Raw genomic sequence first — 22,599 nt, 5'->3', positions numbered from 1 at the left:
CGATTATTATCGCAACAACCGCCCTCTCACAAATATATAACAAATTATAAATAAGGATGTTTTCGTGCACTTTGATTTATTTTTCCGAAGGAAATTTCACTTCATAGTACCTTATTCCGTTGTATATAGTATTGACACGGATTCTCAGTCCTTTCTTTCCTTCTATTTGATCTTTTATTTTGTCCAGTTTGAATGATACGTATCCTTCACCTAAATGTTCGGGATAATCATCTTCGTTGTTGTGACGGAACTCCAGATTAATATAATCGTTCTCACTATCTGCTGTGGGGCGTTCATCTGATGGGTTGATAACCAGATTCAGGAAATGTTTTTTGTCTTCGGTATGTGTCCCATAATACTGGAACTCAATGGTCAGGTATTTGTTATCCTGCGTAATCCACATGTACGTGGCATTAATGTTATTATCTCCTATCTTCTCTTCTGTATTTCCATCTTCGTCTATAGTAATAATCTCTTTTGTCAGAATTTCCTGGATACGTTTTACCTGTATATTATAGTCATAGCCATTGACGGGCTCGTCCAGTTTATTGAAAATAATAAAAGCACGCTGTCCATCCTCGTATTCTTTGGCTCCCATTTCCTGAGGATTGCTTGGAAACATGGTCTTTCCATCATCTAGAGTAAAGTATAAATCTTTGTTGTCCTGAATGGTGTTAATAGTACCGATGGCCAATAAATTGGTGGGAGTATCATCATCATCTTGACATGACTGCAAGAAGGGAATAGCGGTTACTACAGCAAAGATAAATACTATGAACTTTAAATTCTTCATATACTTTGTAAGTTTTAGATTTTGTATTACTGCTTTTTATTTAGTATCTAAGAAATGCAGGAGAATAGTAAATATTGCATTTGGATCTGTTAAAGAAACAAAAGTTGCGAAAAAGTTGTTCTCTCTATGCAGTATTTCTATCTTTACCGCATTTTTAGAATAAACACGTGTTTAAGATAATGGAAGAATTTGAGTTGTCGGAACAATGTAGGCAAGGCAATAACCGAGCCCGCAAGGAACTGTATGAGCAGTATGCGGGGCGTATGCTTGGTGTCTGTCTTCGTTATGCAGGCGATCGGGATACAGCTCAGGATTTGCTTCACGATGGCTTTTTGAAGATATTCGGTTCTTTCGATAAATTTACTTGGCGAGGTGAAGGTTCCTTAAGGGCGTGGATGGAGAGAGTGATGGTTAATACCGCTTTGCAATATCTTCGTAAGAATGATGTAATCAATCAATCGGCAACTTTGGAAGAAGTTCCGGAAGTTTACGAAGAACCGGAAGCTTCTACTGTTGAATTGATTCCGCAGGGTGTATTAATGCAATTCGTAAAAGATTTGCCCGTTGGGTATCGTACCGTGTTTAACCTTTATACTTTTGAAGATAAATCTCATAAAGAAATTGCACAGTTATTGGGTATCAATGAGAAATCATCAGCTTCTCAGCTATTTAGGGCCAAAAACGTGTTGGCTAAAAAGGTAAAAGAATGGTTAATGAATAACGGATAGATAGAGATGGAAGAGAAAGAATTGTGGATGAGTAAGTTGAAGGAGAAGCTCGCAGATTATTCCGAGCCCACACCTGATTCCGGCTGGGAACAACTGGAGAAGGAACTTATGCCTCCTGTGGAGAAGAAGATATATCCTTATCGTAGATGGACAATGGCTGCTGCGGCTGTTATATTATTGGCTATTGTATCATCACTGAGCCTATATTTTTTAGGGACTCCTACAGCTGATGAAATACGGCATATCAAAACTCCAGTGTTGGCTTCATCACCGGATGTGCTGCCTGGAATAGATCAACCAGATATGCGGGGAACGATCATTGCTCCTTTAGTAAGTCCGGTAGCTGAAGGCCGTTTAGCAAAAGCTGAAGTAAATAGAAGTGAAGGAAGGACCGAAATCATGCAACAAGGAATAAAAGAGGAACGATTGACAAAAATAGATAATGACGGGGCATCCACTGTAGATGTGGAAAATAAGAAAGATGATGAATTGATAGAACAGCCGGAAGAAGTAAGCGTTGCTCAGGAAAAACAGACGCATTCTACTCAGGAAAAACAAATAAATAAGAATAGGCCTTATCGTCCTTCAGCAAAGGATAAATTACATATTCCTGTAGGGAATACGAATACTTCGGCAAAAAAAGGGAGATGGTCAATGGGATTATCAGTTGGTAATGCGGGAGGAGCTTCTACCGAGATCGGTGCAGGGATGCCTTCTTATATCTCGCGTGTGAGTATGTTGACTGTTTCGAATGGTCTAATGGCAATTCCTAATGATCAAACTCTTGTGTTTGAAGGTGGTGTTCCATATTTGCGTAAAGCGAATGATATTGTTGATATTAAACATCACCAACCTATTTCTTTTGGTTTATCTGTTCGTAAGAGTTTAGGCAGAGGTTTCTCTCTAGAAACTGGATTGACTTATACTTTATTATCTTCTGATGTAAAATTGAGGGATAGTGAACACAATGTAGAACAAAAGTTGCATTATCTTGGTATTCCTTTGCGTGCCAATTGGAATTTTCTTGAAAAGAAGTACTTTACGCTCTACGTTACAGGTGGAGGTATGGTCGAAAAGTGTGTATATGGTAAATTGGGTTCTGAGAAAGAAACAGTAAAACCATTACAATTTTCTGTGTCTGGAGGAGCCGGAATTCAAGTGAATGCAACGAAGCGTGTAGGAGTATATTTTGAACCTGGGGTTTCATATTTCTTTGATGATGGTTCAAGTATACAAACTATACGCAAAGAGAATCCATTTAATTTTAATATGCAAGCTGGTATTCGTTTGACTTATTAAGTTGGCTGGAGATTAGAAATAACTTATTTGAAAATTGGATATTTGGGAAAATATTCATAATATTGCCATTCGTTTGTGCAATAGTATCGTGTACCTTTGTTATAAAATCTAAGATAGAACTACAATTATGAAAAGAAACTTACTAGTGGGAATTGCATTGTTGCTTTCCGTTTATTTATTTGCAGATGAGCCTGTGAAGGCTATTCATAGGAAAATTGTGAATCCTGCCAATAAAGAAGTTACTGTAGTAGCCCATCGGGCAGATTGGCGGTATGCTCCTGAAAATTCAATTGCTGCCATTAAAAGTTCCATTCGTTTAGGAGCGGATGTAGTGGAATTGGATATTCAGAAAACAAAAGATGGGAAGTTGATTCTAATGCATGATAATACATTAGATAGAACGACTACAGGAAAAGGGAAGGTTTCAGAATGGACATTGGATTCTATTCGTACTCTTTATTTAAAAAATGGGGCTTCATTGAGAACGAAACATCGTGTTCCCACCTTGGAGGAAGCATTACTGACAGCTAAAGGACATGTAATGGTAAATCTGGATAAAGCATATCCTATTTTTGATGAAATTTTTCCTATACTTGAAAAGACCGGAACTGTTGATCAGATAATAATGAAAGGCTCTAAGCCTGTTGCACAGGTGAAAAAGGATTTAGGTAAATACCTTGATCGTATTTTGTACATGCCAATCGTCAATTTAGACAGTCCGGGAGCACTACAACAAATAGAAGATTTTATGAAAGAAATCCGTCCGGTAGCTTTCGAACTATTATTTAAATCTGATACCAACCAAGTTCCTAAACAAGTGAAAAGTTTATTGGAAGGTAAAAGTAAAATCTGGTATAATACACTTTGGGATACTATGGCCGGAGGACATGATGATGATATGTCGCTTGAAGATCCGGATGAAGGGTATGGATATTTAATTGATGAATTAGGTGCAACTATTATTCAGACAGATCGGACTGCATATTTGCTGGAGTATTTGCAAGCTCGTAAGAAGCGTTCGGGTAATAAGTAAAAGAGAAACATAGGTCTTTGCTTGATTTCTTTATAAGTAATATTTAAAATTATCTGTTGTAATTTTACTTATTTTCGTTTATCAATCATCTTTAAATATCAGAAGTTGATGATTTTTGAAATAAATTTTGCAAATAATATTGTTTATGTCGAATTTAATTCTCATCTTTGCAAAGTATTGAAGAGATAAAGTTTTTCAGAACTACTATATTGAAACAACATAATAGTGGACTCCCCCAACCAGTTAATTTGTGTGAGAGATCGTTTTGCTTAGTAATTAGGTAACGATCTCTTTTTTTTTACTTGATTTATAAATCATAAAAAACTCTTCACTCTTTATTTCCTCTAGTTCACTACAACGTTGGAGAAATACTCTTTAAATATTTCTGTAGCCTTATCGAGTTGCTCAGGAGTATTTTCTTTTACGTCTTTCAGCAAATATTTCTGTCCCATAGCTTCGTATTTATGTACGCCCAATGTATGATAAGGGAGAATCTCAACCCTCTGAATCATTTTGTATTTTCCAAGGTTCTGTCCGAGTTGTCGGATATCTGCTTCAAAATCACTGTACCCCGGTACTAATACATATCGTAGCCAGAAAGGCTTTTCGTTAGCTTCCAACCAGTTAGCGGTGCGAAGTGTCTGCTCATTACTTCTTCCGGTAAGTGATTGATGGTGAGATGGATTGAATTCTTTTATATCTAATAATACCAGATCTACAAGCTTTAATAACATCTCGACATCCTCATTCCAGATACCTCCATTACTGTCAAGGCAGACATGGATACCTTTCTCTTTCAAGTCATGGACCAGAGGTACTAACGCTTTGGCTTGGAAGGTTGGTTCACCTCCTGAGAAAGTTATTCCACCGCGCTTTCCGAAAAAAGGTTTTTGGCTCATGGTCATACGTATAATCTCTTCCGGCGGAGTGGGAGTGCCTCCTTTTCCTGCTATTGTATCAGGGTTGGCACAATACAGACAGCGGAAGTTACATCCTTGAAGAAAAACGACGAGCCGTAGACCCGGCCCGTCGAATGTTCCCATACTTTCGTATGAATGTACGTTTATCATCATAAAATACTGAATTACATACGTTCATGGAAGCTACGGCTAATAACTTCCAATTGGTGCTCGCGACTTAATTTTACGAAGTTTACGGCATAACCGGAAACACGAATTGTCAGTTGCGGATATTTTTCCGGATGTTCCATGGCATCATATAACATTTCACGATTCAGTACGTTCACGTTCAGGTGATGAGCACCTTTGGTGAAATAACCATCCATCATCGTTACCAAGTTTTCGATCTGATCATCTGAAGTTGCACCTAATGATTTCGGGATGATAGAGAAAGTGTTGCTGATACCATCCTGAGAGTCACGATAACGAAGTTTTGCTACAGAGCTTAAGGAAGCGATTGCTCCATTCTTATCACGTCCGTGCATTGGATTAGCACCTGGAGCAAAGGCGACACCTTTAGCGCGTCCGTCGGGAGTAGCACCGGTTTTTTTGCCATACATCACATTAGAAGTAATCGTTAATAATGAAAGGGTAGGGCGGGCGTTCTTATAGACCGGTAATTTTTTCAATTCTTCGCTGAAGAAGTATATCAAATCAACTCCCAAGTGGTCTACCTTATCATTATCGTTACCAAAACAGGGGAACTCTCCATTAATATCGAAACCTTCAGTCAGACCGATATCATTGCGGCGAGCAGTTACTTTTGCATACTTGATAGCCGATAAAGAATCGAGTGCTATGGAAAGTCCTGCTACACCATACGCCAAATTGATATGTGGGTTAGTATCGATAAATGCCATCTGAGCTTTTTCATAATAGTACTTATCATGCATATAATGTATGATATTCATTGCTTCGTTGTAAACGCGCGCGATTTCTTTTAGTACTTTTTTGTAGTTGCTCATTACTTCTTCGAAGTTCAATACATCATTAGTCAGTACTGGAATATCCTTTACCATCACTGTACCTGTATTTTCGCAACGGCCACCGTTGATAGCAAGTAATAACGCTTTTGCTAAATTGCAACGGGCTCCAAAGAATTGAATTTGTTTACCGATTTCCTGATAAGAAACGCAACAGGCGATTCCGTAATCGTCAGATTGACGTACTTCACGCATTAAGTCATCGTTTTCATATTGGATAGAGGAGGTGTCGATAGAAACTTTGGCACAGAAATTCTTGAACCCTTCAGGAAGTTCCGGGCTCCAGAGAACTGTCAGGTTCGGTTCTGGTGAAGGACCGAGGTTGTACAGTGTTTGTAAGAAACGGAAAGAAGTTTTAGTTACCTTAGTACGTCCATCATTGAAACGTCCACCTAAAGATTCGGTTACCCAAGTCGGGTCACCGGCAAAGATATCGTTGTATGATTGCATACGTAGGTGACGTACCATACGTAGTTTGATCACAAACTGGTCAATCAGTTCTTGTGCAAAAGATTCTGTAATGGTTCCTTTATTCAATTCATATTCAATATAAATATCCAAGAAAGAAGAAACGTTACCAAGTGACATCGCAGCACCATCTTGCTCTTTTACAGCAGCCAAGTATGCCATATATACCCATTGAACAGCTTCTTGCGCTGTGTATGCCGGTCGACCTAGGTCAAGTCCGTAATATTCTCCCATCACCTTCATGTCCTTCAATGCCTTGATTTGTTCGGCCACTTCTTCACGCAGACGAATACGCGCCTCAGTCATTGGACCGGTCAGATGGCGTAAATCATCTTGTTTAGCTTTAATAAGTCGGTCAATACCATAAAGAGCCAATCGGCGATAATCACCAATTATACGTCCGCGAGCATAGTTATCGGGAAGTCCGGTAAGAAAACCCAGAGAACGGAAAGAACGGATTTCTTCAGTATATACATCGAATACTCCGTCATTATGTGTTTTGCGGTAATGAGTGAAGATTTCTTTAACGCGATCATCTACTTCTACACCATTCTCATGACAAGCTTTACTGACAACATTGATTCCTCCGAACGGCTTGATAGCACGTTTTAGAAGTTCATCTGTTTGCAAGCCGACAATAAGCTCATTTTCTTTATCAATATATCCGGCTTTATGAGAAGTGATCGTGGATACGGTAACATTGTCCAGAGAACGGATTCCATTATTAGCAATTTCTTCTGCCAATGCTTTTACGCAATGGTTCCATACAGCTTTAGTACGTTCGGTAGGACCTACCAAGAAGGAGGAGTCTCCATGGTACGGAGTAATGTTATGACTTACGAAATCTCTTACGTTGATTTCGCTGCTCCAAAGACCGTCTTTAAAGATCTTGTTTAATTCCATAAAATGATAAAAATTAGAAGTTTTAGTTATCCTTTCTTTAGAGCGCACAAAGTTACAATGATTTTTCATATATTCGGCATAATTATACCTCATTTTATGCTTTTCAACACAAAATACCTATAAATAGGGATTGTTTAGAAAATAGTTTTTCAAAAAAATATTCGGAGACTCTTGTAAATTAAAAAATGATTTGTACCTTTGCACCGCTTTTCATAAAAAGCACTTCAGATAAAGGAGTTTTGGAGAGGTGGCAGAGTGGTCGATTGCGGCGGTCTTGAAAACCGTTGTACTGCGAGGTACCCGGGGTTCGAATCCCTGTCTCTCCGCAATAAACGCTGAAAATCAGCAAATTATAAAACAAACACCCAATTTTACACCCAAGAATGTAAATTATGATGAGTATTCCCAACCACATGCCCGCGAGATAAGGAAACGACTTTCTTTAGAGAAAAGTTGGGTGTTTTTATTTTATTTAAGACGAATCATATTCGCTCGGAAAATAATTTGATAAAAAACAGAACAAACGAAAAAAACAACCAATTCATTTTCCGTAAGATTTCGTATCTTTGCAGTAAATAATAAATCAGGGTCTGTCATGATAATATATAATGTTTAAAAATCGTAGTATGAAAAAAAGTAGAAGAAAACGCCTTGTAATTTTGTGTATAGCTTTAGTTTGTATCATAGTTTTAGTTTTTTTATTGTTCTCTAAATCAACTTCTAATAATAGTACAAATCCACCTTTGACAGATGTTTTGACTGATAGCATTTCTCGGATAGTATCAGCTTGTCCTGGTGAAATTGGAGTGGCAATTATTATTAATAACACAGATACAGTTAAAGTTAATGATAAGAGTGTATATCCTATGATGAGTGTATTTAAGGTTCATCAGGCATTAGCTCTTTGCAATGATTTTGATAACAAAGGGATTTCACTTGATACCTTAGTAAAGATAGATAGGAATAGACTTGATTCAAAGACTTGGAGTCCTATGATGAAAGATTATTCCGAGTTGGTTATATCATTAACCGTGAGAGATTTACTTCGTTATACTATTGCTCAAAGTGATAATAATGCAAGCAATCTGATGTTTAAAGATATGGTCAATGTTGCTCAAACTGACAGTTTTATAGCCACACTTATTCCTCGTTCAAGTTTTCAGATAGCTTATACAGAAGAGGAAATGTCGGCTGACCACGATAGGGCTTACTTTAATTATACATCTCCTCTTGGTGCCGCAATGTTGATGAACCGTTTGTTTACCGAAAGTATTGTCAGTGGTGAGAAGCAAAGTTTCATTAAGAATACATTAAAAGAATGTGTGACAGGTACAGATAGAATAGTCGCTCCGCTTCTTGATAAAGAAAGGGTTTCTATTGCACATAAGACGGGTTCTGGTTATGTCAATGAAAATGGTATTCTTGCAGCTCACAATGATGTTGCCTATATATGCCTGCCTAATAATGTCTGCTATACTTTAGCGATATTTGTTAAGGATTTCAAGGGTAATGAATCACAAGCATCACAATATGTTGCGCATATATCAGAGGTCGTATATTCTTTATTAATACAAAATTCGGCAATTCCTTAAGTTGCGTTTACTTTGAAGCTTCAATGGTAAACATTATATAATTTATTCTGATTCTCCGCAAACACACCTAATATTTTTAGTATATTAGCGCTCAAAAAGCAGGGATTATGAACATATTCAGTTTTACGGCTCATTTCGGTTCGGAGGAAGATTGTCGTTTGCATTTCAAGGAGCAGCGTGATAAGGAAGGGGTTGTCTGCAAGCGATGCGGGGGCACTTCCCATTATTGGTTACAGGGTAAATGGAGTTATGAATGCAAAGGTTGCCGTTTCCGCACCTCGTTGCGCAGCGGTACGATCATGGAGAGCTCCAAGCTGCCGTTTCTGGTGTGGTACAAAACGATGTTCCTGATGAGTTGCACAAAAAAGGGATTCTCCACCAACGAACTCCAGAAGCAATTAGGATTGAAGCGTTACGAACCGGTATGGGCGATGGTACACAAACTCCGCAGGGCGATGGGCAACCGGGATGCAAGGTATACACTGGAAGGGATGATAGAACTGGATGAGGGTTACTTTTCGGTGGCCAGTAAGGAAATCGAGCGAGGCAAGGGTACACGTGGCCGGGGAGCCGAGGGAAAGCAGAACGTTGCGGTGATGGCCGAAAGCACCCCGTTGGAAGATATCGAAACGGGCAAAAAGGAGAAGCATGTGCGTTATTTCAAGGCCAGGGTACTGGATAGCCATCAAAGTGAAGGAATCAACGGCGTGGTCAGGGACTGCATGGAGGATGATGCCATCGTATTTTCGGACAAAAGCACTTCTTACGTTGACATCTCCGATCTGGTGGAATTGCACGTCACCGAGAAATCAGACGCCAAAACCACCAAGGAAACACTCAAATGGGTGCATATCGCAATCAGTAATGCAAAACGGACATTGCTGGGCAACTACCATAAAATCAAAAGGAAATACTTACAGTTGTATCTCAACGAGTTTATTTACAAATTAAACAGACGGTATTTTGGAGACAAACTCTTTGACAGACTAGTAATTGCGAATATAACAGGTGCATAAACGGATAATCAGAATCTTTAAACATCCTAATTAACTACCTGCGGATTTTAGGTATTATTATAGAAGCCCCCATGAATAAATCGCTCATTATTTTCGGCATCGTCAACATAACCTCGGACAGTTTCTCCGATGGAGGCCGGTATCTGGCGCCAGACGCAGCCATTGCGCAGGCGCGTAAGCTGATGGCCGAGGGGGCAGATGTGATCGACCTCGGTCCGGCATCCAGCAATCCCGACGCCGCGCCTGTTTCGTCCGACACAGAAATCGCGCGTATCGCGCCGGTGCTGGACGCGCTCAAGGCAGATGGCATTCCCGTCTCGCTCGACAGTTATCAACCCGCGACGCAAGCCTATGCCTTGTCGCGTGGTGTGGCCTATCTCAATGATATTCGCGGTTTTCCAGACGCTGCGTTCTATCCGCAATTGGCGAAATCATCTGCCAAACTCGTCGTTATGCATTCGGTGCAAGACGGGCAGGCAGATCGGCGCGAGGCACCCGCTGGCGACATCATGGATCACATTGCGGCGTTCTTTGACGCGCGCATCGCGGCGCTGACGGGTGCCGGTATCAAACGCAACCGCCTTGTCCTTGATCCCGGCATGGGGTTTTTTCTGGGGGCTGCTCCCGAAACCTCGCTCTCGGTGCTGGCGCGGTTCGATGAATTGCGGCTGCGCTTCGATTTGCCGGTGCTTCTGTCTGTTTCGCGCAAATCCTTTCTGCGCGCGCTCACAGGCCGTGGTCCGGGGGATGTCGGGGCCGCGACACTCGCTGCAGAGCTTGCCGCCGCCGCAGGTGGAGCTGACTTCATCCGCACACACGAGCCGCGCCCCTTGCGCGACGGGCTGGCGGTATTGGCGGCGCTGAAAGAAACCGCAAGAATTCGTTAACTTTTCGGTGGCCAGTAAGGAAATCGAGCGAGGCAAGGGTACACGTGGCCGGGGAGCCGAGGGAAAGCAGAACGTTGCGGTGATGGCCGAAAGCACCCCGTTGGAAGATATCGAAACGGGCAAAAAGGAGAAGCATGTGCGTTATTTCAAGGCCAGGGTACTGGATAGCCATCAAAGTGAAGGAATCAACGGCGTGGTCAGGGACTGCATGGAGGATGATGCCATCGTATTTTCGGACAAAAGCACTTCTTACGTTGACATCTCCGATCTGGTGGAATTGCACGTCACCGAGAAATCAGACGCCAAAACCACCAAGGAAACACTCAAATGGGTGCATATCGCAATCAGTAATGCAAAACGGACATTGCTGGGCAACTACCATAAAATCAAAAGGAAATACTTACAGTTGTATCTCAACGAGTTTATTTACAAATTAAACAGACGGTATTTTGGAGACAAACTCTTTGACAGACTAGTAATTGCGAATATAACAGGTGCATAAACGGATAATCAGATAATTTATACAATATAAAAGCACTTCGTAACTATCAGAGTGCTTTTATATTGTCTTTTTTTTCTATTATAACTTGAATCCTCTACTTTTTCTTGGTTCTTCCGTTGGTTGTCGCAAACCTTGCCGAAGTTTCTCCCATTGCTCTTTGAACCATTCGCTTATCGGTTGCCTGTTTATGGTCAGTACAAGTTTGCTATCATCGGTCGGATTCTTCTCCACCTTGAAGATGTTGTTTTTGATTTCAAACTTTCTTCTATGTTCCTCGGAATAAATCTTGCCATTACATTGGATAGCTTCTTTCCTTGTCAAAAGACAATCTATCATATCTTTGGTAAATCCAATGACAGCGCAGAGTTTTTCCATTCTCAACATTTCTCTAAGCATCGGAAACCACTTGAATGCCTTTTCAAGCAGAGTGTTCAATCGTGATATTTCCCTGTCTTTGGCTTCAAGTTCTTGGTTGTGTATGCTCTGAAGATTGCGTATCTGTTTGCCATGTCGCTCTTGCATTTCCTGCATTTGGATTTTGAGGGTGTCAATACCTTTGTCTCGTTTGGCAATCTCTTGGTGCAAATCTTCATTAGTTCGCTCCAGCTCTTTCATCTTTCCACTTCCGAAAAGAGAACCAACTCCGCTTGCTATGGCGGTGGCTGCATTGGTGGCTGTTTTCTTTAGCTTGTCAGTGCGTATTTCTGATTTCACCTGTTTCAGTTCCTGTTCAGCAAGACCTATCTGTTCTTCTTTGTGCCGTTTTGCAGCATCCATGCGTTGCAGTTCGGCTCTCTGCTTTTCAATGATGAAATCATTTCGTTCCAAATGTTCCTTTCCGGTCTCGGATTTAGATTGCCCACGTTGCATGGAGAGGATGTCAGATGCCAAAGTCTGCATTTCCATCATATCGTCATCATTGAGCTTTTGGCTCTTGCCCGTGTCGTGGTTCATCCAGTCGAATACGATATGGGCATGATAATTCGGCTTAAACCACTTTTCACCGACTTGGAAACTCTCCCTATCCCCGGTTTTGGGTTGTCCACTAAGCCAGTGTCCCTCGTCCTTATGCAGGAAGATTTGGAGCGGTGTAATACCCCAGCGTCTCTGGCACTCCTCACCAAACTTTCGTACATCTGCCAGTGTTGTATCTGGTCTGATGAGCAATACTCCCTCACGGATTGGAGAACATCCAGCCACTTTTATAATCTTTCCATTCTTTCCCTTGCGCTCACGCTCCTTTTCCTGCATCGCTCGTCCGGTCTTTTCCTTGACCATCCGTTTGATGCTGTCATAGTGCGCCTGCAGGTCAGGACTGCCGAAGCCCGGGTTTATCCACTGCTCGTTATTGGAAGTCAGTTCGGGTACAATGTAGATTCTGGACTCGCCGATATTGCGCATGTACTCGGCAGTTCTCCGGTTATGAGCCCCGCTTGATGTCACTCTGCAGGGTTTGATATGTATGCTTGATTTTGTTGCCATATTCTTAAAATTTGATTTGGATTGTTGATGAAATCTTCTGTTGTCCGCTCATAACCGCACAGGGTTCTTAGGGGTGCAACCCATAAGCGGAGATTGCAAAGAGAGGGGCACTCTTTGCTCGGGGTTCTTAGGGGAGAAACGCCCTGAGTGGGTCATTAGGGCAAAGCCCTAATCCCCTCGGGAGAGCCCACAACTACGAAAGCGAAGCGTGTAGTTATAGTGGGCTATAACCGAAAGCCGTTTTTCTTTTTCGGTGGTTGGCTGCGCACCCCTTTTGCAGATTGAACTTGCCTGTTTCTTTCAGTCTGTTTCTGTAAGTATTCGTTCAAGTCCTTGCATCCGCTGTATGTCTGCGAAGCGTCACGGATGTATAAGTCCCTGCCGTATTCCTTATAGATTTGCTGCATGGCTTCCATTCCTGCACGGTCATTGTCAAAGAAACAGTGGATGCGCTCATAGCTTCCCAACGGATAGATTGCTTTGGAAACATTGGCTACTGAGTTCAACACCATATAATCTTGCCTGTCCAGTTCGGGATATTTCGGGCAATTCTCCAATCTCAAAGTAAGAAATGAAAGATAGTCCATAAATCCCTCAAACACATAACATGTTTCCCTCGCTGTTCCCGGCTGTTTGATATGAGAAATCTCTTTCGGTGCGATGCATCCCTTGAAATACTGGTTGCGGATTTCATACCCACCCGACACATTGGGAAAGGCGATGGCGAAATACCGTTTGCCATTATGGGTGAAGTGCGCTTCACTGCATTCTCTTTTCGCCATTGCAATGTTTATTCCCCTTTCCTGCAAATAAGCAAGCAGGGCAGGAGAAGAAAGCGGTACAATCTCCAGTTGTTGAAAACTTGGCTCGGAAGATGATTGCTTGCCAAAAGAAAAAGACACGGGGCGAATACGGGGTGTCTGTTCTTCGATTTTTTGCAAGAGGTAAGGCACATGGTCGGAACAATAAAGTTCCTGTGCCAGTGCGATGATATTCCCACCTTTGCCGAGTGCAAAATCATACCATTGGTTACGTTCTGTATTTACCTTGAACGATGCTTCCGTTTCTTCCCTTAGTGGTGACTTATACCACAGGTTTATGCCCTGTTGTTTGACGGGTGAAAATCCTAAACTGTGCAGATAATCCGCTATTTTGATTTGTTTCGCTGTCTGTATATCCATAAGACGATAGGTTTAATGATAGTTGAATTGGTTTATTTTCTCTTTTCGCCCGTACCTCTTTATGAAGTACGGTCTGTATAATCACTTCACTTTATTTTCGTATATATAGAGTACGGTAATAAAGTGAAGCGGTTTTGCCACATTTCGCAACCACTTCGCTTTATCCCTAATATATAGACCCCCGGAATAAAGTGAAGCGATTGCAAGGTGTGGGCTAATAGTGGAAGTCGGGCATGAACGTGTACTTTCTGCCGTTCTCCTGCACTATCATTCGTTTGTTCCGAAGCATGGTGATGAGCGATACCGCCTTTTTGTGGTTCAACTTTACCCCCACAGACACATAAGTCTTAATTAAGGTGTCCTCCAGTTCCTTGTAGCCATATTCCTCTTTCAGCCCGAAAACTGCTTCCAATGCGATGCGGTGCTGCTGTTCGGTGATATGCCTGTAAGGGTCGAACTTTTCCTCTTCCGGTCTTCCCGGTTTCTTGGTTTCGGGCTTGTAACCCTCCAACAGTTCAGGTATGGCATTGTCATTGATGCGAAATGAAAAAGGCTCGAAGTCCATTGCCCGTATGTGCATGGCTGAAACATTGCTTATATCTCCATTGCTCTTGTCCTTTTCCACAAGAAGGACAGTTTCAGCCTTGTTGTTCAGTTCCGTACCGATATGCCCCCTTGCGTTCTCATCGCCCTTGTTTTGGTGGAGTATCGTGTGGATATGTATCTGCCTGTCGTCCGTCCACTGCATCAGCTTTGATATGATGCGTGTCGATTCACCGGGGCTGTTGATGTCATATACCATGTCACGGATGCCGTCTATGATTACAAGCCCTATGTCAGGCGTATTGTAAATAGCCTGCTCTACAATCCTGATACGCTGTTCGGGCGTGTATTTCCTCAAAGCAAGAAATTCCAGATGCTCATTGTCCCTGTCATCTGGAAGCCCAGCCATCCGTAAAATACGTTTCATGACTTTCAGACAATGATAAGGACTTTGTTCCGTGTCCACATACAGGATTTTCCGTTTCTCTTCGGGTAGTTCCGCCACATATCTTAGCACTGTACCATTCTTCAATGCTGCCGCCACGATAGCCGACACATTGAAAGTCTTTTTGCTTTTGGCTTTGCCGATTGATGCACTGAAATTACCCAGTGTACCAATGACCGAACCTTGCACTTTTAGAATCTCAGGTGCTTTCTCATAGATTTTCGACAGGCTCAGGCGTGAGGCTTGCCAAAGGATTACGGCTTCTTCCGCCGATATTTCTTTTATATCTTTCATATAATCCATAAGTACACCTCCCGTTATTTTCGTCCTCCGGTTTTCTTTCCAGCCAGTTCAAGGGCAAGTTCCGCATCCACGATAATCTTGCGCCCTATTTGCGTAATGGCTTTGTCTATCTTTCCGCTTTTCTTTATACGGTTGGCGGTAGGCAGACTGCACCCGAACAATTTGGCAATGCCAAGTATTCCGTACACATACTTTCTTTCTGTGTCCGTAACGGGCTGTGGCTGCGCTTCCGTTTGGTTGGAAGCGTACTTGCTTAGAAATATGAACTCTTCGCCTGTCATCTGCCAGACGGGTTTTAATAATAACTCTTGAAGATTTGTCATCGTCCAATCTATTTAGTCGTTAAACAATCAGCCCTGCGCACTGGCTGTTATTTCTGTTCTCGAACGATGCAAAATTAGGTATGGCTGTAAGTGGTAAGGATGTGGATAATACAAATGGGATACTGCGCTATCTCATTAAATATCAGACAATAAAAATACCACTCAAAAATTAATTTGAGTGGTAAAAGTGGTAATTTCGTAGAATGTCAGGTTATATCACGAATTATCCGAATATGCTTTCCATTTCCTTTGCGAATTTCTGGTTGCTGTCACTCGGAAAATCGGAAACAGGTTCTTTGTATTTCGACCTGTAATAGCTCTCGTCAATATCCAACAATTTTAATATTTGGCTTCTCCATTCATCCCTGTATTGCTTGGATAGTTTCTCGCTCATCAGGAATATCAGGTAACACACCCGTATCTTTTCCCTTGCCTTGATTTTTAGTTTATTCTTGCAGGGGTACAGGTTTATATTGGCATAGAAATCCGCTATGGTAATGGCTTCGAACTGTTCCCCGACACAGGTTTCATGAATGGGCGAAAGCTGCTTCATGTCAAAATATTCATGTTGTCCCTCCGGGCTATTCTGTACTTCTTCTTGTTCGTTTTGCTTGACTGGTTCATCCTGCTGTTTTTCTTCCCTATCATTAGGAAGGTACTTTTTTAGGACTTCCATAAAAAGAAGACTTAGGCGGTAAACATTGCCGGAAAGGTTTTCTATATATTGAAAAGCCTCTTTCCTGTCTTGCTTTTGCAGTTCATAAAGTTTATCCAATTCTTTCTTTTCCTTGTCGTATTCAGCCTTGCAGCGTTCATATTCCTTTTCTGCCTGTATTTCTTCTTCGTCCGTATGCTCCCGAAAACCAATGAAATCATATCTGTGGTATGCGTCATTCAAAGGCTCGTGCAACTTGGTGGTAATCTCCAACTGGTCTTTAATTGCAGAATTATGCCTGTCTGCGTAGTGAAAACACACACGCTTTATGACGTCATCATTCAGCGGTTTTGTTTCATAAGCCCGTATATTTTTTTCTATTTCGATTTTCAGACTATTGAGAATCAATGTGTATTGTTCTTTCTGCTTGTCAAGTACCAGTTCAAGGATAGCGGCTTCAAAAGCCTTTGTATCATTGTGCTGCCTGTAAAAGTCGGTGATGAATTTCTGCTTGTCAAAAGAAAAAGCATAATTGGTTACCCAATCATTATATATTCTATTGAGTTCTCCATATTGGGGAATCAGTTTGTTTATTTCTCCTGCCATAGACTTCAATTTTGGGGATTATTGTCCTTGTCAAGGAAAGATGCCAGTTCTTCTTCCACCTCTTCCACACTTGGCAAAGCTGATTTCAAGTTTTCGGGTATAGCCTTGCTCAGTTGATAATCGCTGATGCCTATCGGTTGGTCGTAGCCTGTCAATGCGTATTGTGCTACCACCTCATCTTTTCCTTTGCACAGCAACAGCCCGATAGTCTTGTTGTCATTTTTTCCCCTCAGTTTGTCATCCACCACATTGATGTAGAAATTCAGTTGCCCTGCATACTCCGGTTTGAATGGAGTAGCTTTCAGTTCTACAACAATGTATGCGTGTAGCGGAATAGAATATAGAATCAAGTCGGCAAAGAAATCACTGTTACCTATTTGAAAATGCTTCTGCCGGGCGACAAAGGCAAAACCATTGCCCATTTCCAACAAATAACGGGTAACGTGCTTTACCAGCTGCTCTTCTATGTCCCTTTCGTCTGCCTTTTCTTTCGCTCCAGCCAAATCGAAGATGTACGGGTCTTTCAATAGGTAATTGGCAAGGTCGCTTTGTGGTGCTGGAAGTGTGGCTGTGAAATTGTTTACCTTGTTGTTGTTGATTTGTCTGTTATATAGGTTGTTTTCAATTTGCATTTTCAGCACATTGCTACTCCAGCCCATTTCTACAGCCTGTTTCATATACCAATATCCTATGCCTAACGGTAACGAACCGTTAAGTATGACCATTTGGCTTGCCCAGTTTATTTTGGCAACAGGGGATTTCAGGAAAACTTTTTCTATTTCCCTAATCTCCATCCTGTAAATGGCAGAAACTGTTTTCTCCACATCCTGAATTTGCGCAGGAACTTCCTGCGTAATTTCTAAAGATTGACAATCAGCGGATTGTATTTGCGCAGTAAGTTCCTGCGTAAATTGTCCGTTGTTCAGTTTCAATACTTCATCTGTAACATTCTGTATGCTTGGAACAGACAGCCTTGTGTCTGTATCAATGAAACTTCGTAGCACGTTCAACGGATATGACCGTGCAAATTGGCACATATAAGTAAGGTTACGCTCCGAATAACCTTTCTTTTCGGGGTAATTGAACCGGATAGCCTTTGCCAGTTGCTTGATGATTTTGCTTCCCCAGCCTTGCAAGTTCTGATGATACAGGATATAGTTGCCCATTTTCCAGTAATGGAACAGCATTTGCGCATTGGCTGCGGCAATCAGCCGGACTTGCGCCTGTTCTATTTCCGAACCGACGGCATGAACAAATGCGTCAAAGTCCGTTCTTCCTATATGATATTCTCTGTTATTTTCCATTCTAATGTTTATTGTTGTCGCAAATATAATTCAAATAGCTGATAATCTATGAAACTGATTGATACTTTTATAGTTGGTTAAACTTGTTCATGGCATTTGCCTTAATATCATCCGCTATGTCAATATAGGGTTTCATGGCTTTATAGTCACTGTGCCCCGTCCATTTCATCACGACTTGTGCCGGAATACCGAGAGCCAGCGCATTACAGATGAATGTTCTTCTTCCTGCATGGGTGGTTAATAATGCGTATTTCGGGGTGACTTCATCTATACGTTCATTTCCTTTATAATATGTTTCCCGTACAGGCTCGTTGATTTCAGCCAGTTCCCCCAGTTCTTTCAGATAATCATTCATCTTCTGATTGCTGATAACAGGCAGTGCCATGTGGTTTTCAAAATGGACTTCCTTGTATTTTTCGAGTATGGTTTTACTGTGGTCGTTCAGTTCAATTATCAGGCTGTCTGCCGTTTTGACTGTGGTAACTTCGATGTGGTCGGGTTTCACATCGCTTCTTTTCAGATTACGAACATCTGAATATCGCAGGCTTGTGAAGCAACAGAACAGAAAAACATCCCTGACACGTTCCAGATATTGTTTGTCTTTCGGTATCCGATAATCTTTCAGCCTGTTCAATTCGTCCCAAGTCAGGAATATCACCTTTTTAGAGGTGGTTTTCAATTTGGGCTTGAAAGTGTCGTATGCAATATTCTGATGATGCCCTTTCTTGAAGCTCCAGCGCAGAAACCATTTGAGGAATCCCATCTGTTTGCCGATGGTGCTGTTCCTCATATCCTTTTTGTCACGCAGGAAATTTACATACTCGTTCAAGCCGAACTCGTTGAAGTATTCAAAGGTTACATCTTCCTTGAACTCTTTGAGGTGGTTTTTCACTGCTGAGAATTTCTCGTAGGTGGATGCCGTCCAGTTATTCTGATTGCCACACTCCTTTACAAACTCATCGAATACTTCCCAAAAACTTATTTGTGTTTCTTCCTGCTGCTCTTCGCTGGTGTCTTTCATCCGCAGGTTGAACGCATCCTTTAGCTGTTGGGTGGTCGGTATGGTTTCCTGTACCTCAAACTCCTTGAACACGTTTTGAATCTCGGCATAATATTTCAGCAAGTCCGCATTGATTTCGGATGCGCTTTGTTTTAGTTTGTTGGTGCATCCGTTCTTTACCCGTTGTTTGTCGGCATCCCATTTGGCTACGTCAATCCGGTAGCCTGTTGTAAACTCGATGCGTTGGCTTGCGTATATGACACGCATACGGATGGGTACGTTCTCTACGATTGGCACACCGTTCTTTTTCCGGCTTTCCAATGCAAAAATGATGTTACGTTTGATATTCATAATTGGGTGCGTTTGAAATTCTACACCCAAATATACACCCAATATTTGGAATAGCAAAAGATATTCAGAAAGATTTAGATTTACTCTGCGCTTTAGATAGTATATGATTATCAGTGATTTGCAATTTTATGATATTTCTTGAAAGCATAGGTTCGAGAGCCTGTCTCTCCGCTGAAACAAAAACGAAGGACTTCACAAAAGCCTTCAAAAAGTCATTCAAAGCATCGTATATCAGCTGATTACGGTGCTTTTTTATTTTTGCGCCCCAACAAGGTGAAGGCCTGAATGTAGGGTTTAGCCTTCAAAGTTCGGTCATTATTTGCTACATTTACTGCTACACTTTGAAGACCCCTCAAAAAAATGTAGCAGTGACCGAAAAATGAAGCCCATTTTGAAGCCTATAAAATCATTGATTCATAACTGATTATGTAGAACTTTGTAGCCATGGTGCTACATTAAATTTGAGTCGTTATGAGAATGATTTTTAAAGTGTCGTACTATGTACGTTCAAACTACGAAAACAAGCAGGGAAAGTCTCCCTTGATGATCCGGATTTTCCTGAATGGTGAAATGCTGAATGTCGGTTCTTCCGGTATCTACATTGACAAGAAGCTATGGAACAATTCCACCAACCGGGTAAAGGGGCGTGGAAGCGAATCCTTGAATCTGAATGCTCAGCTGGACAACATCTCAAATTCGCTGCAGATGATTTTCAAGAAGCATGAATTTGACGAAGACCTGACCCTTGACAAAATCAAAAGTATCTTTTTGGGCAAGAATAAGGTCAAGACTACGTTTGTGGAGTTCTATGACAAGTATCTGGAGGACATCAAAGCACAGGTTGGTGCAGGTAAAAGCATAGCCTTGTATCACAAATATTCGGCAGCCCGAAGCCATTTTGTGAATTTCCTCCATGCCAAATACGGCAGAAAGGATCTCATGCCGGGTGAACTGACGCATCTGATTATCCATGATTTTGAAATATACCTGAAGACAGTGGTTTCCCTGAAGTCAAATTCGGCTACCAAGACGCTCAAATTCTTCAAGACCGTAGTTATCTTTGCCCAGAAGTGCGGTGTGATGACGCACGACCCTTTCTTGAACCACCACTTTCACCTGGAACCGGTGGATCGGGGTTTTCTTACGGATGAAGAAATACAGCGCATCATGCAGAAAGATTTTGAGATACCTCGGCTTGAAATGGTGAGGGACGTTTTTATCTTTTCCTGTTTCTGTGGGCTTGCCTACATCGACGTGGCTCACCTGACGCAGGAAAATATCATCACCCTTGATAACCGTCCGTGGATTATCATCAACCGTCAGAAGACCAATGTGCAGAGTAATATCCCTTTGTTGGAGATACCTCAAATGATTCTTGACAAGTATAAAGGAAAGACTAAAGACAACAGGCTGCTTCCAGTCCTGTCAAATCAAAAGATCAATGCTTATCTCAAAGAGATTGCTGACCTTTGTGGAATCAAGAAACGTCTCAGCTACCACCTTGCGAAACATCATACAATCTCTATCTAATTGAAAATTAAACAGTTATTTCTGTTTAATTAATATCAGGTAACGATTTAGAAACGAGCGAATTACAATATTCTGTTTTCTTTTGCCTCTGTCAAAGAACGATTCTTTCAATGCAAATATACACTTTACTTGTGACAAAAGCAATCTTTTTCTACATTTAATCGACTTACAGTCAGCCTTAAAGAGGGTATCTGGTCTCATTCCATCTTCTTCCTCAAAAATAACATAGCAGTCTAAATTGGTTTATGTATGGGATAGGTCTTGTTCATTCGATCCGGTAGACTACTATACATAAAAGTATAAAGGCGAGATACGACAAGGAGATGCCATGCTTTTGTGTAAGGGGAATCTCTCTTAGCTTATCGCAGACCATGTATAGCTAAGTGTTTTGAGAATAAACAGTCTGTAAAAAACGGAAAGACACCGATTATGGGCCGTATCACCATCAATGGAACCCAAGCCGGTTTCAGTTGTAAGAAAGAAGTGTCCCTCGCTTTGTGGGACGTCAAAACCAACCGGGCCAAAGGCAAGTCCGAGGAGGCCCGTACACTCAATCAGGAGCTTGACAATATCAAGGCGCAAATCACCAGGCACTACCAGTACATCTGCGACCACGACAGTTTTGTTACAGCCAAGAAAGTCTATAACCGCTATGTCGGCTTCTCAGAGGAATGCCACACCCTTATGAACCTTTTCAGGGAACAGCTGGAACCGTATAAAAAGAAAATCGGCATAGAGAAAGCCGAAAGCACCTACTGCGGTCTGGTTGCCGATTACAAGAGTCTCCTGCTTTTCATGAAAAGCAAGAAGAATGCAGAGGATATTGTCATCGAAGAACTTGAGAAATCATTCATCGAGGATTACTACAACTGGATGCTCGGTACATGCGCTTTGGCAAACTCCACTGTCTTCGGGCGTGTCAATACCTTGAAGTGGCTGATGTATATCGCGCAGGAAAAAGGCTGTATACGGGTTCATCCGTTCGCATCATTCGAGTGTATGCCCGAATACAAGAGGCGTTCTTTCCTTTCCGAAGAGGAACTGCAAAGGATAATCCATATAGAACCGAGATACAAACGCCAGCGTGCCATGCGCGACATGTTCCTGTTCATGTGCTTCACCGGTCTTTCCTATGTGGACTTGAAAGCCATAACATACGATAATATCCATACCGACTCCGACGGCGGTACATGGCTGATGGGCAACCGTATAAAAACGGGAGTGGCGTATGTCGTAAAATTATTGCCCATTGCTATCGAACTGATTGAAAAATATAGGGGTACGGATGAAAAGAAAGACTCCCCGAATGTGTCTTTCCGGTAGGTGAATACAATGCCATGCGGCTCAGTCTTGGAATCATAGGCAGGAAATGCAACTCCGGGGCGAGGTCACCCCGCACATCGGACGCCACGCATTTGCCGTTCTGGCCATACTCAAGGGGATGCTGCTGGAAACTCTTCAGAAAGTGTTTGGGCATAAGTCCATCACATACGTCCTGCGCATCCATTCACTTGTCCGGCGCAGGCGGGGCAATCTTTTTCTGGAAGTCGCCCATCTGTACGACCAGCGTGCTGACCAGCTTTCTCAACTCCTAATACGCGCTTGTTTCAATAATTGTCAGTTCCATACTAAAATTCTTTTTAAGATTCTGAATATGCGACAAAGTAACGCACATCCTATATCCTTTCCAAACAGATAATATCAGAGTCTTCC

Annotated in this window: 19 protein-coding genes, 1 tRNA gene and 1 pseudogene; 11 read left to right on the top strand and 10 right to left on the bottom strand. The window is 41.8% G+C overall.

Annotation, left to right across the window (positions count from 1 at the left end):
- Positions 1 to 76: 76 nt before the first annotated feature.
- Positions 77 to 793, bottom strand: a complete 717-nt coding sequence (locus CZ225_RS16950) for a NigD1/NigD2 family lipoprotein (RefSeq protein WP_077154765.1) — start codon at positions 791 to 793, stop codon at positions 77 to 79.
- A 179-nt stretch (positions 794 to 972) separates the two neighbouring features.
- On the opposite strand from CZ225_RS16950, the gene CZ225_RS16945 reads away from it, so the two are divergent.
- The 3 genes from CZ225_RS16945 to CZ225_RS16935 all read left to right on the top strand — a co-directional run bounded on the left by CZ225_RS16945 (position 973) and on the right by CZ225_RS16935 (position 3,853).
- A complete protein-coding gene (locus CZ225_RS16945) occupies positions 973 to 1,521 on the top strand; it encodes an RNA polymerase sigma factor (protein WP_077154764.1) in 549 nt (182 codons plus the stop codon).
- A gap of 6 nt (positions 1,522 to 1,527) precedes the next feature.
- A complete protein-coding gene (locus tag CZ225_RS16940) occupies positions 1,528 to 2,820 on the top strand; it encodes an outer membrane beta-barrel protein (protein WP_077154763.1) in 1,293 nt (430 codons plus the stop codon).
- Positions 2,821 to 2,947: 127 nt separating this feature from the next.
- The gene (locus tag CZ225_RS16935) at positions 2,948 to 3,853 is read left to right on the top strand and encodes a glycerophosphodiester phosphodiesterase family protein (RefSeq protein ID WP_077154762.1); all 906 of its coding nucleotides are present in this window, start codon (positions 2,948 to 2,950) and stop codon (positions 3,851 to 3,853) included.
- A 344-nt stretch (positions 3,854 to 4,197) separates the two neighbouring features.
- Here the strand turns inward: CZ225_RS16935 and pflA are convergent, their stop codons facing one another.
- Both pflA and pflB read right to left on the bottom strand, forming a co-directional pair.
- Entirely contained in the window at positions 4,198 to 4,923 is a 726-nt protein-coding gene (gene pflA / locus CZ225_RS16930; protein ID WP_077155867.1) for a pyruvate formate-lyase-activating protein, read from the bottom strand.
- A 14-nt stretch (positions 4,924 to 4,937) separates the two neighbouring features.
- Complete coding sequence (pflB, locus tag CZ225_RS16925) at positions 4,938 to 7,166, bottom strand: formate C-acetyltransferase (protein WP_077155866.1); 2,229 nt, start codon at positions 7,164 to 7,166, stop codon at positions 4,938 to 4,940.
- Positions 7,167 to 7,407: 241 nt separating this feature from the next.
- Here pflB and CZ225_RS16920 point away from each other — a divergent pair.
- The 5 genes and pseudogenes from CZ225_RS16920 to CZ225_RS16900 form a co-directional block, all read left to right on the top strand.
- Positions 7,408 to 7,492 (top strand) — tRNA-Ser (locus tag CZ225_RS16920).
- A 300-nt stretch (positions 7,493 to 7,792) separates the two neighbouring features.
- Positions 7,793 to 8,758, top strand: a complete 966-nt coding sequence (locus CZ225_RS16915; protein WP_004319679.1) for a CfxA family broad-spectrum class A beta-lactamase — start codon at positions 7,793 to 7,795, stop codon at positions 8,756 to 8,758.
- A gap of 107 nt (positions 8,759 to 8,865) precedes the next feature.
- Positions 8,866 to 9,774: an IS1595-like element ISBbi1 family transposase gene (locus CZ225_RS16910; protein WP_005807145.1), complete on the top strand. Its 909-nt coding sequence runs from the start codon at positions 8,866 to 8,868 to the stop codon at positions 9,772 to 9,774.
- A gap of 71 nt (positions 9,775 to 9,845) precedes the next feature.
- Positions 9,846 to 10,661 carry a sulfonamide-resistant dihydropteroate synthase Sul2 gene (gene sul2 / locus CZ225_RS16905; protein WP_001043260.1) on the top strand — a complete coding sequence of 272 codons (816 nt, stop codon included), beginning with the start codon at positions 9,846 to 9,848 and terminating at the stop codon, positions 10,659 to 10,661.
- A 1-nt stretch (position 10,662) separates the two neighbouring features.
- Positions 10,663 to 11,163: pseudogene (locus tag CZ225_RS16900) on the top strand (IS1595-like element ISBbi1 family transposase); the annotation flags it as partial.
- 78 nt (positions 11,164 to 11,241) lie between these two features.
- On the opposite strand, the gene CZ225_RS16895 reads toward CZ225_RS16900, so the two are convergent.
- The 7 genes from CZ225_RS16895 to CZ225_RS16865 all read right to left on the bottom strand — a co-directional run bounded on the left by CZ225_RS16895 (position 11,242) and on the right by CZ225_RS16865 (position 19,356).
- The gene (locus CZ225_RS16895) at positions 11,242 to 12,645 is read right to left on the bottom strand and encodes a hypothetical protein (RefSeq protein ID WP_004292946.1); all 1,404 of its coding nucleotides are present in this window, start codon (positions 12,643 to 12,645) and stop codon (positions 11,242 to 11,244) included.
- 224 nt (positions 12,646 to 12,869) lie between these two features.
- Positions 12,870 to 13,826: a toprim domain-containing protein gene (locus CZ225_RS16890; RefSeq protein WP_004319668.1), complete on the bottom strand. Its 957-nt coding sequence runs from the start codon at positions 13,824 to 13,826 to the stop codon at positions 12,870 to 12,872.
- 214 nt (positions 13,827 to 14,040) lie between these two features.
- Positions 14,041 to 15,117: an AAA family ATPase gene (locus tag CZ225_RS16885; RefSeq protein ID WP_004292948.1), complete on the bottom strand. Its 1,077-nt coding sequence runs from the start codon at positions 15,115 to 15,117 to the stop codon at positions 14,041 to 14,043.
- 14 nt (positions 15,118 to 15,131) lie between these two features.
- A complete protein-coding gene (locus CZ225_RS16880; protein ID WP_004292949.1) occupies positions 15,132 to 15,440 on the bottom strand; it encodes a DUF3853 family protein in 309 nt (102 codons plus the stop codon).
- Positions 15,441 to 15,663: 223 nt separating this feature from the next.
- Positions 15,664 to 16,701, bottom strand: a complete 1,038-nt coding sequence (locus CZ225_RS16875; protein WP_004292950.1) for a hypothetical protein — start codon at positions 16,699 to 16,701, stop codon at positions 15,664 to 15,666.
- A gap of 5 nt (positions 16,702 to 16,706) precedes the next feature.
- A complete protein-coding gene (locus CZ225_RS16870) occupies positions 16,707 to 18,005 on the bottom strand; it encodes a PDDEXK nuclease domain-containing protein (RefSeq protein ID WP_004292951.1) in 1,299 nt (432 codons plus the stop codon).
- Positions 18,006 to 18,072: 67 nt separating this feature from the next.
- A complete protein-coding gene (locus CZ225_RS16865) occupies positions 18,073 to 19,356 on the bottom strand; it encodes a site-specific integrase (protein WP_004292952.1) in 1,284 nt (427 codons plus the stop codon).
- A 471-nt stretch (positions 19,357 to 19,827) separates the two neighbouring features.
- Between CZ225_RS16865 and CZ225_RS16860 the strand changes: the two genes are divergently transcribed.
- The 3 genes from CZ225_RS16860 to CZ225_RS24725 all read left to right on the top strand — a co-directional run bounded on the left by CZ225_RS16860 (position 19,828) and on the right by CZ225_RS24725 (position 22,585).
- Positions 19,828 to 20,886: a site-specific integrase gene (locus CZ225_RS16860; protein WP_077154761.1), complete on the top strand. Its 1,059-nt coding sequence runs from the start codon at positions 19,828 to 19,830 to the stop codon at positions 20,884 to 20,886.
- A gap of 429 nt (positions 20,887 to 21,315) precedes the next feature.
- A complete protein-coding gene (locus CZ225_RS16850; RefSeq protein ID WP_077154760.1) occupies positions 21,316 to 22,209 on the top strand; it encodes a phage integrase SAM-like domain-containing protein in 894 nt (297 codons plus the stop codon).
- A gap of 46 nt (positions 22,210 to 22,255) precedes the next feature.
- Positions 22,256 to 22,585, top strand: a complete 330-nt coding sequence (locus CZ225_RS24725) for a site-specific integrase (protein WP_004289226.1) — start codon at positions 22,256 to 22,258, stop codon at positions 22,583 to 22,585.
- Positions 22,586 to 22,599 lie beyond the last annotated feature (14 nt).

The sequence above is a fragment of the Bacteroides bouchesdurhonensis genome (assembly GCF_900155865.1).
Taxonomy (GTDB): Bacteria; Bacteroidota; Bacteroidia; order Bacteroidales; family Bacteroidaceae; genus Bacteroides; species Bacteroides bouchesdurhonensis.
The sequence above is the reverse complement of the archived record's forward strand: the minus strand, read 5'-3'. Positions and strand labels throughout refer to the sequence as shown.

What these genes read in the sequence shown, in the direction of transcription:
- CZ225_RS16950 (WP_077154765.1), bottom strand. Translation starts at nt 793, where the DNA reads ATGAAGAATTTAAAGTTCATAGTATTTATCTTTGCTGTAGTAACCGCT.
- CZ225_RS16945 (WP_077154764.1), top strand. Translation starts at nt 973, where the DNA reads ATGGAAGAATTTGAGTTGTCGGAACAATGTAGGCAAGGCAATAACCGA.
- CZ225_RS16940 (WP_077154763.1), top strand. Translation starts at nt 1,528, where the DNA reads ATGGAAGAGAAAGAATTGTGGATGAGTAAGTTGAAGGAGAAGCTCGCA.
- CZ225_RS16935 (WP_077154762.1), top strand. Translation starts at nt 2,948, where the DNA reads ATGAAAAGAAACTTACTAGTGGGAATTGCATTGTTGCTTTCCGTTTAT.
- pflA (WP_077155867.1), bottom strand. Translation starts at nt 4,923, where the DNA reads ATGATAAACGTACATTCATACGAAAGTATGGGAACATTCGACGGGCCG.
- pflB (WP_077155866.1), bottom strand. Translation starts at nt 7,166, where the DNA reads ATGGAATTAAACAAGATCTTTAAAGACGGTCTTTGGAGCAGCGAAATC.
- CZ225_RS16915 (WP_004319679.1), top strand. Translation starts at nt 7,793, where the DNA reads ATGAAAAAAAGTAGAAGAAAACGCCTTGTAATTTTGTGTATAGCTTTA.
- CZ225_RS16910 (WP_005807145.1), top strand. Translation starts at nt 8,866, where the DNA reads ATGAACATATTCAGTTTTACGGCTCATTTCGGTTCGGAGGAAGATTGT.
- sul2 (WP_001043260.1), top strand. Translation starts at nt 9,846, where the DNA reads ATGAATAAATCGCTCATTATTTTCGGCATCGTCAACATAACCTCGGAC.
- CZ225_RS16895 (WP_004292946.1), bottom strand. Translation starts at nt 12,645, where the DNA reads ATGGCAACAAAATCAAGCATACATATCAAACCCTGCAGAGTGACATCA.
- CZ225_RS16890 (WP_004319668.1), bottom strand. Translation starts at nt 13,826, where the DNA reads ATGGATATACAGACAGCGAAACAAATCAAAATAGCGGATTATCTGCAC.
- CZ225_RS16885 (WP_004292948.1), bottom strand. Translation starts at nt 15,117, where the DNA reads ATGGATTATATGAAAGATATAAAAGAAATATCGGCGGAAGAAGCCGTA.
- CZ225_RS16880 (WP_004292949.1), bottom strand. Translation starts at nt 15,440, where the DNA reads ATGACAAATCTTCAAGAGTTATTATTAAAACCCGTCTGGCAGATGACA.
- CZ225_RS16875 (WP_004292950.1), bottom strand. Translation starts at nt 16,701, where the DNA reads ATGGCAGGAGAAATAAACAAACTGATTCCCCAATATGGAGAACTCAAT.
- CZ225_RS16870 (WP_004292951.1), bottom strand. Translation starts at nt 18,005, where the DNA reads ATGGAAAATAACAGAGAATATCATATAGGAAGAACGGACTTTGACGCA.
- CZ225_RS16865 (WP_004292952.1), bottom strand. Translation starts at nt 19,356, where the DNA reads ATGAATATCAAACGTAACATCATTTTTGCATTGGAAAGCCGGAAAAAG.
- CZ225_RS16860 (WP_077154761.1), top strand. Translation starts at nt 19,828, where the DNA reads ATGAGAATGATTTTTAAAGTGTCGTACTATGTACGTTCAAACTACGAA.
- CZ225_RS16850 (WP_077154760.1), top strand. Translation starts at nt 21,316, where the DNA reads ATGGGCCGTATCACCATCAATGGAACCCAAGCCGGTTTCAGTTGTAAG.
- CZ225_RS24725 (WP_004289226.1), top strand. Translation starts at nt 22,256, where the DNA reads ATGCAACTCCGGGGCGAGGTCACCCCGCACATCGGACGCCACGCATTT.